The 13,226-nt window shown below is 51.9% G+C and carries 10 protein-coding genes and 1 pseudogene; 7 read left to right on the forward strand and 4 right to left on the reverse strand.

The window, feature by feature from the left end:
- Position 1: 1 nt before the first annotated feature.
- The 7 genes from tssA (at position 2) to WM46_RS09090 (ending at position 8,560) form a co-directional block, all read left to right on the forward strand.
- Positions 2-1,408: a type VI secretion system protein TssA gene (gene tssA, locus WM46_RS09060; protein ID WP_102602052.1), complete on the forward strand. Its 1,407-nt coding sequence runs from the start codon at positions 2-4 to the stop codon at positions 1,406-1,408.
- 77 nt (positions 1,409-1,485) lie between these two features.
- Positions 1,486-4,947 (forward strand): type VI secretion system membrane subunit TssM, encoded by a 3,462-nt coding sequence (gene tssM / locus WM46_RS09065; protein ID WP_187394501.1) that lies wholly within the window; start codon positions 1,486-1,488, stop codon positions 4,945-4,947.
- A 10-nt stretch (positions 4,948-4,957) separates the two neighbouring features.
- A complete protein-coding gene (locus WM46_RS09070) occupies positions 4,958-6,310 on the forward strand; it encodes a VasL domain-containing protein (RefSeq protein ID WP_102602054.1) in 1,353 nt (450 codons plus the stop codon).
- A 28-nt stretch (positions 6,311-6,338) separates the two neighbouring features.
- Positions 6,339-6,818: an Hcp family type VI secretion system effector gene (locus tag WM46_RS09075; protein WP_102602055.1), complete on the forward strand. Its 480-nt coding sequence runs from the start codon at positions 6,339-6,341 to the stop codon at positions 6,816-6,818.
- Between the two features lie 32 nt (positions 6,819-6,850).
- Positions 6,851-7,720, forward strand: a complete 870-nt coding sequence (locus tag WM46_RS09080; protein WP_102602056.1) for a DNA-binding protein — start codon at positions 6,851-6,853, stop codon at positions 7,718-7,720.
- Between the two features lie 19 nt (positions 7,721-7,739).
- Positions 7,740-8,180, forward strand: a complete 441-nt coding sequence (locus WM46_RS09085) for a hypothetical protein (protein WP_102602057.1) — start codon at positions 7,740-7,742, stop codon at positions 8,178-8,180.
- Positions 8,181-8,188: 8 nt separating this feature from the next.
- A complete protein-coding gene (locus WM46_RS09090) occupies positions 8,189-8,560 on the forward strand; it encodes a hypothetical protein (protein ID WP_102602058.1) in 372 nt (123 codons plus the stop codon).
- Positions 8,561-8,725: 165 nt separating this feature from the next.
- Here the strand turns inward: WM46_RS09090 and WM46_RS26615 are convergent.
- From WM46_RS26615 to efeO, 4 genes and pseudogenes are all read right to left on the reverse strand, one after another.
- Positions 8,726-9,226: pseudogene (locus tag WM46_RS26615) on the reverse strand (tyrosine-type recombinase/integrase); the annotation flags it as partial.
- 242 nt (positions 9,227-9,468) lie between these two features.
- A complete protein-coding gene (gene phoH, locus WM46_RS09100) occupies positions 9,469-10,257 on the reverse strand; it encodes a phosphate starvation-inducible protein PhoH (protein WP_061077137.1) in 789 nt (262 codons plus the stop codon).
- Positions 10,258-10,776: 519 nt separating this feature from the next.
- Positions 10,777-12,060: an iron uptake transporter deferrochelatase/peroxidase subunit gene (efeB, locus tag WM46_RS09105; RefSeq protein ID WP_102602060.1), complete on the reverse strand. Its 1,284-nt coding sequence runs from the start codon at positions 12,058-12,060 to the stop codon at positions 10,777-10,779.
- Between the two features lie 5 nt (positions 12,061-12,065).
- Complete coding sequence (efeO, locus tag WM46_RS09110) at positions 12,066-13,193, reverse strand: iron uptake system protein EfeO (RefSeq protein ID WP_102602061.1); 1,128 nt, start codon at positions 13,191-13,193, stop codon at positions 12,066-12,068.
- Positions 13,194-13,226: the final 33 nt, after the last annotated feature.

Genomic DNA, 13,226 nt, shown 5'->3' on the forward strand with positions numbered 1-13,226 from the left:
TATGGACTTACGTAACCCGGATATCTGGATTTCGCACCTGCTGGAAAATCTACCGCAAGACAAACTGGCCTGTGCACTAAAAGACGATAATCCTGACTGGGAATATATCGACGGCGAAATGCTCAAACTCGGCTCTCTGGCTCACAGTCAGCTTGATATCCCAGAAATTCAGCGCCGAGGGCTTGTGATTCTGGCCTCGGAAAGCAAGGATTTTCGCCTGCTGGCCCATCTGCTGCGCACGCTACAACACGCCGGTGATCCGCTGCTGGCGCTGCGTTTACTGACGTTGTACGTGGAGCATTACTGGACGGTGGCCGCACCGCAAAATACCATACATAAACAGCGGTTGGCCGCTCAGGTTATCAAACGTTTTGAAGCCGGGGTGGAGAGTTTCGCAGACAGTACCGACACCACGCAGCGCGACAGCTTGCTGGCAGCGCTGGCAAAACAGGCACAGCTCTGGCAAGAGCATAATGTCCCGGCGCTGGCACAGACCGTGGATGACCTCTCCTCACAGTATCGCCGGGCATTTCGCGAGGCGGCCCCTGTTCAGCCTGTGCCGCTATCCGCCGGCTCACCTCCGCTCACTGCCCCTGCCCCCTCACTGGCGACGACGTCTGCCATCGCCGCGGTTCCGGCCATCGATATTGAAAGTCATGACGACAAAGCCTGGCGCGACACGCTGCTGAAAGTCGCCGCCATTCTCTGTGAGCGCCAGCCGGATTCACCGCAGGGTTACCGCCTGCGTCGCCATGCGCTGTGGCAGGCCATTACCTCCGTACCCCAGGCAGAAAGTGACGGGAGGACACCGCTTGCAGCAGTGCCTGCTGACATGACCGCCGATTATCAGACCCGACTGAACAATGCCGATCTGGCGCTCTGGCAGCAGGTGGAAAAAAGCCTGATTCTGGCCCCGTACTGGCTCGATGGGCATTACCTTTCGGCGCAGACCGCGCAACGCCTGGGTTACACCAGCGCCGCAGAAGCCATCCGTGATGAACTGACCCGTTTTCTCGCCCGCCTGCCGCAACTGGCCACCCTGCTGTTTAATGACCGCACGCCGTTTATGAGCGAGCAGACAAAACAGTGGCTGGCGACGTCTCCGGCTAGTCAGACAGGCCCGATAGTGCGGACCGACGAAGACACTGAGGCTGTCCGCCAGTGTTTCAGTGAGCAGGGACTGGAAGCCGCGCTGCACTACCTGGAAAAGCTGCCGGAAAACGATCCGCGCGATCAGTTTCACCGGCAGTACCTTGGCGCGCAACTGATGGAAGAAGCCGGAATGGTGCAGCTTGCACAGCAGCAATACCGGATGTTGTTTAAAGCAGGGCTGCGCATGACGTTAGCTGACTGGGAGCCATCCCTGCTGGAGCAACTGGAAAAAAAATTCACGGCAGAAAAGTTATAAAGTAACAAGGAGTTACTGTGTTCAGATTACCAACACCCCGGCTGTTCAGCAGTCTGCGATCCGCCCTCCGACCGGCGATGCCCCGCTTTAAGGTTTCCGCCTCCTGGCTGCTGGCACTGGCGTGGATTGTGCTGTTGATATGGATCTGGTGGAAAGGCCCGTCATGGTCGTTATATGGCGAGCAGTGGCTTAAACCGCTGGCAAATCGCTGGCTGGCGACGACAGCCTGGGCGCTTGTGGCGCTGATATGGCTTACCGTCAGGGTAATGAAGCGCCTGCAACTGCTGGAAAGACAGCAAAAACAACAGCGTGAGGAGGAAAAAGATCCGCTGACCGTAGAGCTGACTGCCCAACAACGTTATCTCGACCATTGGCTACTGCGGCTGCAACGCCATCTCGACAACCGCCGTTACCTGTGGCAACTGCCGTGGTATATGGTTATTGGTCCTGCCGGGAGCGGTAAAACTGCACTGTTACGGGAAGGTTTTCCATCCGATATCATTTATACGCCGGAAACGGGTCGGGGTGCAGAACAACGTGTGTACCTGACACCACATGTTGGCAAGCAGGCGGTCATTTTTGATATTGACGGTGTACTTTGCGAACAACCGGATACTGATGTTCTGCACCGTCGGTTATGGGAGCACGTTCTGGTCTGGCTGGTGGAAAAACGTGCCCGCCAGCCGCTGAACGGGATCATTATCACACTCGACTTGCCCGATTTGCTGACAGCTGACAAACGCCGTCGCGAACATCTGTTGCAGTCACTGCGCAGCCGTTTGCAGGAGATACGCCAGCATCTTCACTGCCAGTTGCCTGTTTACCTGGTGCTGACCCGACTGGATTTACTGCACGGTTTTGCCGCGCTGTTCCAGTCTCTGGACAGGAACGATCGCGACGCCATTCTTGGCGTCACCTTTACCCGTCATGCCCATGAAAATGACGACTGGCGTGCGGAGCTGAATGTGTTCTGGCAGACCTGGGGCGGACTGCTCAATAACGCCCTACCGGAGCGGATGTTAACCCCCGACTCCCGCAGTTCCCTGTTTAGCTTTGTCCGCCAGATACAGGGGAGCCGCGATCCACTGGTTTCTCTGTTGAACGGGCTACTGGACGGAGAAAATATGGACGTCATGCTGCGCGGCGTGTACTTCACCTCCTCCCTACAACGCGGCCAGATAGACGATATTTTTATGCAGTCCGCCGCCCGTCAGTTCCGCCTGGGTAACAGCCCGATGACGGCCTGGCCTTTGGTGGATACTGCCCCCTATTTTACCCGTAACCTGTTTCCACAGACCTTACTGGCAGAGCCTAATCTCGCCGGTGAAAGCCGTATCTGGTTAATGCAGTGCCGACGTCGGTTATCGGTGTTTTCCGTCACCGGGGGCATCGCCGCGTTGCTGCTGATTACGGGCTGGCATCACTATTACAATAACAACTGGCGTTCCGGTATTACTGTACTGGAACAGGCAAAAGCCTTTATGTCTGTTCCCCCACCACAGGGGATGGACGATTACGGCAACCTGCAACTGCCGTTACTTAACCCGGTACGTGACGCCACACTGGCCTACGGTGACTGGGGCGATCGCAGCCGCCTGGCCGATATGGGATTGTATCAGGGCAGGCGTGTTGGCCCGTATGTGGAGCAGACCTACCTGCAACTGCTGGAGCAGCGTTACCTGCCCGCCCTGTTTAATGGTCTGGTCAAAGAGATGAATGCCGCGCCGCCGGAAAGCGAGGAAAAACTCGCAGTGTTGCGCGTCATCAGAATGCTGGAGGATAAAAGCGGACGTAGTAACGAGGTGGTGAAGCAGCATATGGCTAAACGCTGGAGCGATCAGTTCCACGGCCAGCGGGATATTCAGGCGCAACTTATGTCTCATCTGGACTACGCCCTGCAACACACTGACTGGCACGCGGAACGCCAGGCAGGCGACGGCGACGCCATCAGCCTCTGGACGCCGTATGATGGCCCGGTGGTGGCGGCCCAGAAAGAACTCAGCAAACTGCCCGTCTACCAGCGTGTTTATCAGAGTCTGAAAACGCGTGCGCTCGGCGTGCTGCCCGCCGATCTGAACCTTCGCGACCAGGTGGGCGCCACGTTTGATCAGGTATTTACCTCCGGGGATGATAATAAACTTATTGTTCCGCAATTCCTTACCCGCTATGGCCTGCAAAGTTATTTTGTGAAACAGCGCGATGCGTTGATTGAACTGACGGCGATGGATTCCTGGGTGCTGAACCTGACGCACAGCGTGAAATACAGCGAAGCCGACCGGGCAGAAATTCAGCGCCAGCTCACCGAACAATATCTCAGCGATTACACCGCCACCTGGCGCGCCGGGATGGATAACCTCAACGTGCGAGACTATGAATCTGTTGCGGAGCTGACCGGGGCGCTGGAGCAAATTACTAGCGGCGATCAGCCGCTCCAGAGGGCGCTGACGGCGCTACGCGACAACACGCAGCCCGCCGTACTCTCCGAAAAACTGGATGATAAAGCGCTTCAGGAAGCCATGGCAGAACCGGATTACCAGTTACTGACGCGCCTGGGGCATGAGTTTGCTCCGGAGAACAGCACGCTGGCGGTACAGAAGGACAAAGAAAACACCCTGCAGACGGTCTATCAGCAACTGACGGAACTACACCGTTACCTGCTGGCGATCCAGAACGCACCGGTACCGGGAAAATCAGCGCTGAAGGCGGTGCAGTTACGGCTTGACCAGAACAGTAGTGATCCCATCTTCGCCACCCGCCAGATGGCAAAAACATTGCCCGCACCGCTTAATCGCTGGGTGGGCAAGCTGGCCGATCAGGCCTGGCATGTGGTGATGGTGGAGGCGGTTCACTATATGGAAGTGGACTGGCGCGACAACGTGGTCAAACCCTTTAACGAACAACTCGCCGACAGCTATCCGTTTAACCCGCACTCATCACAGGATGCTTCGCTGGATGCGTTTGAACGCTTCTTTAAACCGGACGGCGTACTGGATACCTTTTATCAGCAAAACCTGCGGCTGTTTATAGAGAACGACCTGAGCCTGGGAGAGGGGGACAACAGCGTCATTATCCGCGAGGATGTCCGCAGGCAACTGGAAACTGCGCAGGAGATCCGCGAAGCGTTTTTCAGCCGCCAGAATGGGCTGGGCGCCCAGTTTGCCGTGGAAACCGTATCGCTTTCCGGCAATAAACGGCGCAGCGTACTCAACCTTGACGGTCAGGTAGTGGACTACAGCCAGGGTCGCAATTATACCGCGCATCTGGTCTGGCCAAATAACATGCGTGAGGGTAATGAAAGCAAACTGACGTTGATTGGCATCGGCGGCAACGCGCCGCGAAGCATCAGTTTCAGCGGGCCATGGGCGCAGTTCAGGCTGTTTGGCGCAGGACAACTCACCGGCGTGCAGGATGGCACATTCAGCGTGCGCTTTAACGTGGATGGTGGCGCGATGGTGTACCGGGTGCATACGGACACGGAAGATAACCCGTTCACCGGCGGACTGTTCAGTCAGTTCCAGTTGCCGGATACCCTGTACTGAGGAGGCTGAAATGAACCAGGACATACTCACACAAATTATTGTTACCGGCAGCGATCCGCGCAACCTGCCGGAATTCAGCGCCCTGCGGGAAGAGATCAGTAAATCCGCTCACCCGTCGCGGCCGGAGCTGAACTGGAAACTGGTGGAATCTCTGGCGCTGGCGATTTTTAAAGCCAACGGTGTGGATCTGCATACGGTCGCCTATTACACCCTGGCGCGCACGCGCACACATGGACTGGCCGGATTTTGCGAAGGAGTGGAGCTGCTGGCGGCGATGATAAGCCACGACTGGGATAAATTCTGGCCGCAGGATGAACCCGCCCGAACCGGGATGCTTGACTGGCTCAATACCCGCACCGGTAATATCCTGCGCCAGCAACTGTCCTTTTCAGGCACTGACCTGCCGTTGCTGTACCGGACCGAGCGCGCATTGCAGTTGATTTGCGACAAACTCCAGCAGGTGGAGCTGAAACGCCAGCCGCATGTGGAAAACCTGCTTTACTTTGTGCAAAACACGCGTAAACGGCTAGAACCACAGCAGAAAAACACTGCAGCCACTCCGTCACAGTCTACCGTCAGAACGTTAATCTATGCCCCGGAGAGCACACTCCCCGCCACGGAGGAAAACCTCCCGCTCCTACCCGACCTGCCGGAAATGAAGGTGAAAGTTCACCACAGCGCCACGGAAGGTACAGCATCAGTAACCGGCGCCACGTCAGGCCTAATATGTAAAGTCTTCATGGCAGGTGTTGCGTGTGCGACGGCTATTGCTGCCGCACTCTGGTGGTGGCAGGTGTATCCGATGCAACAACAACTGGCACAGGTCAGGGATACCGCGCAGGGCGCAGCAACGGTCTGGCTGGCTTCGCCTGAACTGGAGAGTTACGGACAACGTCTGCACCAGCTTCCTGACGCCTCCCCGCTGCAACTGCTGGAAACAGGTATGCAGATGGTGCGAACCGCAGACAACCGTTGGCCGAAGAGTCTGCAACAGCAGCAGGTTACAGCGCAGTGGAATAACATTCTGAAAAACCGCGCGCAAAGCAGCCCACAAATGCGCGGCTGGCAGCAGGCACGCCAGAATTTGCGCGACTTTGCCGACCTGATGATGCAACGGGAGACAGAAAAACAGGGCTTCACCCTCTCCTATGTCAAAACCGTCACCTGGCAGGCGGAACGGCTACTGAATCAGGAAACGCCGCTGGAATCCCTGCTGACACAGTACCAGGACGCCAGGGCACTGGGACGGAATACGGAAGCGTTGGAAAAACAAATTAATGAACAGCTGAATGGCGTATTAAGCCGCTGGCTACTGCTGAAAAACAATGTAGTGCCGGAGTCGGCAACTGATGCAACATCCTGAAAATAATAGTTAAATCAAGGAAATTAACATGGCCAATTTAATTTATTTAACACTGAACGGTGAAAAGCAAGGATTGATTTCAGCAGGCTGCTGTTCCCTTGACTCTATCGGTAATAAAGCACAACTACTGCATGTTGATCATATTATGGTATATGAGCTGACACATGGGTTAAGTCGGGATCAAAATGTCAATCATCATTCCGTTACGATAAAAAAACCCGTCGATAAATCATCTCCTTTGCTGGGGAAAGCGATTAATGATAACGAGATACTGACTTGTGATTTTGATTTTTACCGGACAAATCAATTTGGCATTAATGAAAAGTATTATAAATTGACATTAAAAAACGCCCGAATCAGTGATATTAACTTCTCGATCGCACATGTAATAATTGACAGCGAAGCACAACCCCAGGAAAGCATTTCCTTTATATATGAATCAATCAACTGGGAGCACTGCATTGCCGGAACCAGTGCATACAGTTTATGGGATGAGAGAGTTTTCTAGCAATAATATTATAAACAAATGGAGGGTTCCTCATGGTAAAGCGCACAGCAGCAGACCAAGGCATTCCAACAACAGAAAACCCGAGAGGAAGATCCCAAAATAGCACCCGGACAACTGGGGGACATTCTGGGAAAACACCCAAAAACCTCAGTCTTCTTGATGAATGGAAGGCGGGGCGAAAAAAGGCGATTGGGAATCCTGACTGGTATATTTATGATAATATAATCAGGAAACTTGTATCTGAGATTAATCAGCATTTATCCATGTCGAAAAACATCGAACATTACACACCGCTGGACTGGAAATTGATTAAGGCAATGATATGGACTGAAACAGGTGCGACGGTAGCAGCGTGGAAAACAAGGCCAATACAGATAGGAAACACAGGAGATGAGGGGATCAAAGAAGTGGCTATTCCTGCTCGACCTAGAAAGTACAATATCATAATCCCGAAAACTTGGAACACGTATTTAATCAATAAGACAGATCTCATAAGGAGCAATGCAGAATATAACATCCGGGCGGGCATTGCTCTTTTAATGATAAAAATGTCAGAAACAGAAAAAGATAAAACCGTATATGATGATGAAAATGAATATACTTATGAAGTCGTTAATGGAGATCGTGGTTATAGCTCGATAGCCAAGAAAATAGGCACAACACAGGGTGTGCTTACTAAACTGAATGGAGTTAAAATCATTCACCCAAGGAGTAAGCTTAAATATAAAAAAGCACATCTGGAACAGTATATACCAGGATGGTTTTTATTTACACCTAAAAATATTCAAAAACAATATAATATAGACCCAACAAAAGCACAACCTGGTCATAGAGGGGATCACACCTATGCGGATAAAATGAGATTCACATACAATCTCATTGTTGCAGATGAGAGAAAATAACGTTTAAAAGGAATAACCAATGAACATAAAAAAAATTCCATGTCTTTTTCTTCTATGTGGTGCAGCCAATGCGCATAACATAGATCCTGCGAAATGCAATAATGAGATACAACAGAGTGACGTCTACTGGTGTCTTATGGACAAATACCAGCAGAGTGTTATCGTTTTAAAAAAAGAAGAAATTAATGCACAAAAAAGGCTGGAAAGATTCGATAATAATGAAGGAAAGAAAAGAGGCCTTAATGAAGATGGGACCCTTGCATACGATTCTAACATTCACCTTGCAAGAATAACCTTCCCCGAACTTCATCGTTATTTTATCATTTTCAGGGAAAAACAATGCGGCTATTCATCACTTAGTATTGGAGCGATTTCTGGTTATGGGGTCCCAATATCTTCATTATATTGTAAAACCGAGATGAATATTTCACAAATAAAATGGCTTAAAAATTATATATAGAGGTTATTATGCGTAAGAGGTTCCTTATTATAATTAATTTCATTATAGTATTTTTTCACTGTAACTATTTGTTTGCAGAAAATGTTAACCATATCGTTATTTATGATATGCCGCAAGACTTGCGGGATTTTTTTGAAACCGCTGATTCCTGCGAAGGATGGATAAGGGATTTTGATGTTCGCCAAGAAAAATTGACTTATCAGTTTGTAGAGGATTCGATTAAAAGAGACTGCTCAAACATTGAAAATAAATTACTCTCGATGAAAACAAAATACAAAAACAACAAAGATTACTCAGCAAGACTGACCGTCTATGATGATACTATCATAATATATGACGAATATAAAAAGACGCGAATAAAAAGTGAAAACCATGAGTAGTTTTATGACTATCATTTTAGCATTTACACACGATTTTAGTGGCAGGGACCCACTCCACATCATCTGTTTGTGTACAAACCAACTGGCGAATCAGGCCTAAATTATGACGAGGGTTAATAAACGAATGGCGATGGTGCGTTATCGCTATTCGTTCTGCAATCCATCTCATGAAGCGATTGATGTCTCAGACGTTACGTAGCCCGCCCATACCCGCATCATCATCATGCGCTGCTCCAGTAAATCGGTACGATGGTAAGCGGCTTCAACCTGGCTTTTCAGCGTATGAGCCAGTGCCCTCTCTGCCAGATCACGACAATATCCCTGCTCGCTGCACCAGTCCCAAAAACTGGAACGAAAACCATGTGCTGTTGGATCCTTCCGTCAGTATTACTGACGGCGCCACTCTTTCGAAGAAAAACTGTCAGTACCCTATCTGAGAGCACGCTTTGTTTTCTTGATGAAGGAAACACAAATTCATCATGCAGCCCCTTCATTTGTCCAGGTATAGTAATGGCCTGTGACGGCAGCGGCACTCTGTGCTGTACACTGCCTTTTATCCTTTCTGCTGGTACCGTCCGGATGCACTTTTTGAAATCAATACCCCCCAGAGCATTCCCCGGACCTTGCTCCTGTGAGGATGACCAACATTAAAAGTGCTCTGGTCACATACTTCACCAGGATAGCAGCAGATTTTATCGGATGATAATGTCAGAAAAAATGTTCCAGATTATGGGATTAGCATACATCACGGGACGTATGCGCATTCGTGCATAGCAGTCCCCCTCACCGCCATATTTGAGAAAGAGCTCGTACGCAAGTACGGGCTTTTTTTTCGCATATTGCACATGCTGTGGGGATGCCCCCAAAAAACAAAGCCCGGTCATCCCGGGCTCTGAGCGCAAAGATTGCTAACTGTACGCATTCAGCGTTCGCTGGCAGAGCGCCGAGCGAACGCAATCATCTTTGTTGAAGCGAACAATCCCGATCATCTCATCTTCTGTAAAGCGGGCCAGCGCGTCACTTAGCCCTGACTGAACATGGGAGGGTAAATCGCACTGGGTAATATCCCCGTTCACGATAACCGTCACATTCTCCCCGAGGCGCGTTAAGAACATCTTCATTTGCGCAGCAGTGACGTTCTGAGCCTCGTCAAGAATGACCACTGCATTTTCAAATGTACGTCCGCGCATATAGGCGAACGGCGCGATTTCCACCTTACCGATTTCAGGTCGCAGGCAATATTGCATAAAGGATGCCCCGAGTCGTTTAACCAGCACGTCATAAACCGGCCGGAAATAAGGAGCAAACTTCTCCGATACATCTCCAGGTAAGAAGCCGAGATCTTCATCAGCCTGCAGAACTGGACGGGTGACAATGATCCTGTCTACATCTTTATGTATCAGGGCCTCTGCTGCTTTTGCCGCACTGATCCAGGTTTTACCACACCCGGCTTCGCCCGTAGCGAAAATCAGTTGTTTACTCTCGATAGCATTCAGGTAGTGCGATTGAGCCTCATTGCGCGCCATGACTGGCGTGGTGTCGCGACTGTCGCGCGCCATGCCAATCGCTTCTACGCCACTCATCTGCACAAGCGAGGTGACCGATTCTTCTTCACGCTGTTTATGACTGCGTGAGTCCCGTCTCAGCACACGTTTTGCTTCACGACGAGCTTTGATCACTGCTTTTTGTCTTCCCATGGATAGCACCTTGAGTTGTTGGTATTCATCACACGCGCCGTTGGCAGCGCGATTATGCGCACGAACATCTGCGGGTTGGCTTCCTTGTAAGCCATTGCTTGCCTTTCGAATAGACGCCACACACGGCTACGCGCACCGAATATGGCGTCAGTAACACGAATAAGAGGGGAAAGTGAGCGAAATTTAGCGGTGACGAGGTGGCTACCGGAGGAGAGACTTCCGCGTAATGGGCTGCAAAAACTGTCAGAAACGTGTCCACGAGAGGACTTTACCATTCGCGATCTCCATAGTGAATAATCATCACTGCCGGGAACTACCGCTATTACGTATAATTACATCAGAACTTAGCAATAACGCAACAATATTTTTACCTGGCGTTAACTAAGCTCTCATTTTCTGTTGGCAACAGTCTCTTACGGAGATATTACAAAATTATTTCAAAAAACGGATCATACAAAAAAAGAATATTTTCAGTAGCGTGAGGTGCAGCATACCCCGCCCGCAGACGGGGTATCACGGTCAGGCTTCAAGCAGAGACTGGCCCAGATAGCGATCGGCCTGCCTGATTCCCGGTAGCGCGAAGAAATAGCCGCCGCCAATCGGCTTAACGTACTCTTCCAGCGCCTCGCCATTTAGCCGCTTCTGCACGGTCAGAAACCCTTTTTCCAGGTCGTGTTGATAGCAGACAAACAGCAATCCCATATCAAGCTGTCCCGATGGCGTCACGCCAAGAGAGTAGCTGTAGCCACGGCGCATCATCAGGCCCGACTGCGTCTGCGCCGTGCGTGGATTCGCCAGACGAATGTGGCTGTCCAGCGCAATGACGTTACCCTCCGGGTCGCTGGCGTAATCCGGCACATCATGTTCGTGCTGCATCCCCAACGGCGCGCCGGTGTGCTTATCACGGCCAAAAATGGTTTGCTGCTCTTTGAGCGGTGTGCGATCCCAGAATTCGACGCGAAACTGAATCAGACGCACAGCCTGATAAGATCCGCCAATGGCCCACGCCGGTTCCCCCTGCTCCGCCGTCACCCACACCACGTCCTGCATCAGCTTTGCATCGCTGCTGTCCGGATTCGCCGTGCCGTCTTTAAAGCCAAGCAAATTGACCGGGGTCTCTTTACCCTTACTGCGCGCCGCATGGTCGGATATAAACCCTTCTCGCTTCCAGCGAACGCTCAGCAAGTCCGGCGTATGCTTGATGATATCGCGCAGGGCATGGATCACCGTGTCCTGGGTGTTGGCGCAAATCTGCAACAACACATCGCCATGGCACAGCGCGGCATCCAGAGAGTCATTCGGGAAACGGGTCATTTTCTGCAACGTTTTTGGCATCTGCGCCTGCAGCCCAAAGCGCGTATCGAACAGCGAATGCCCCACCGACAGCGTCATGGTCAGGTTATCCGGCGCGATGAAGGCGCCGAGGATCCCGGAGTCCATTGGCGGCAAGCGCGGGTTCGGCGTTTCCGGTGCCGGGCCGCCGGTGGTCAGAAAAGCGATACGTGTCGTCAGCAGGCGAAACAATCGTTCGAGCTCACCTTTATCGGATGCCAGGACGTCAAACGCCACCAGCATCATTGAGGCCTGCTGCGGCGTCAAAATCCCCGCCTGATGGGGACCGTAAAAAGGCTGAGTCTCGCTACGGGCATCCGGTGACAAGGTTCCCGGCGCGCTTTGCGGCTTTTGCGCATGGGCAACCGGACAACCGCCGGCCAGCGCCAGCGCGCCGCCGAGCGCGCCCATTCCTTTCAACAAACGTCGGCGTGACGGTTCGCTCACGCCGTTTTTATCATCATGCTGCATGGTGCTTAGTCCAGACCCAGTACACCGCGTAATTGCGCGAGATCTTCCGCCAGCGTCGTAATCGGGCCTTTCAGCGCGTTGCGATCCGCATCAGTCAGTTTATCGTACGTCTCAAAACCGTCTTTGGTGCGATATTTCGCGAGGATGGCATCCACTTTTTTGAAGTTCGCATCCACTTTCGCCAGCAACGCTGCGTTGGATTTCTGCAGTTGCGGACGCAACAGGTCGACAATCTTCTGCGCACCGTCCACGTTCGCCTGGAAATCCCACAGATCGGTGTGGCTGTAACGATCTTCCTCGCCGCTAATTTTACTGGCTGCCACTTCTTCAATCAGTCCTGCTGCGCCGCCAACCACTTTTGACGGTGGGAATGCCAGTTCACTGATGCGTTTTTGCAGATCCAGAACGTCGGTATTCAACTGATCGGCGTATTTCTCCATCCCTTTGGTCGAGTTATCGCCAAACAGCGCTTTTTCCAGACGGTGGAAGCCGGTAAATTTCGGGTCGGCGGCTTTTTGTTCGTAGTCGTCTTCACGGGCATCGATGCTGCCGTCGAGATCGGAGAACAGCTCAGCAATCGGCTCGATACGCTCGTAGTGCTGACGGGTTGGCGCATACAGTGACTTCGCTTTTTCCAGATCGCCCGCTTTAACGGCATCGGTGAAGGCTTTGGTTCCCGCCACCAATTGCGCGGTCTCTTCGGTCACATAGGCTTTATAGTCGGTGATGGCGCCACCCAGACTGAGCAAAGCATCACTCTGCGCGGCATCGGCCGTCGCGCTGCCCTTAACAATCAGCTTCCCTTTCGGGTTAGTCAGCAGGCCACAGGTCATGTCATATTCGCCGGGTTGCAGATTAGCCGTCATCTTCTGACTGAACCCAGGCGCGATGTTTTCGCGCTCTTCAACCACCATCACGCCCTTCAGAATCTCCCATTCCAGCGCTTTCTGGCTGTGGTTTTGAATGATGAACTGGGTTTTGCCGGCATTAACCGTAATGCTCATCGGCTCACATTGTTTATCGGTTACCGTGACCTTAACCTGCGGAATATCCGCAGCATAGGCAGTAAAAGCAGAAGCAAACAGCGCAGCCATGCCAAGCTGCAGCGCACTACGGCGAAAGTGATTCGTCATGACCATCCCTTTAAATAAGTATGTTGTAACTAT

The organism is Citrobacter freundii complex sp. CFNIH2, from assembly GCF_002880615.1.
Lineage (GTDB): Bacteria > Pseudomonadota > Gammaproteobacteria > Enterobacterales > Enterobacteriaceae > Citrobacter_A > Citrobacter_A amalonaticus_F.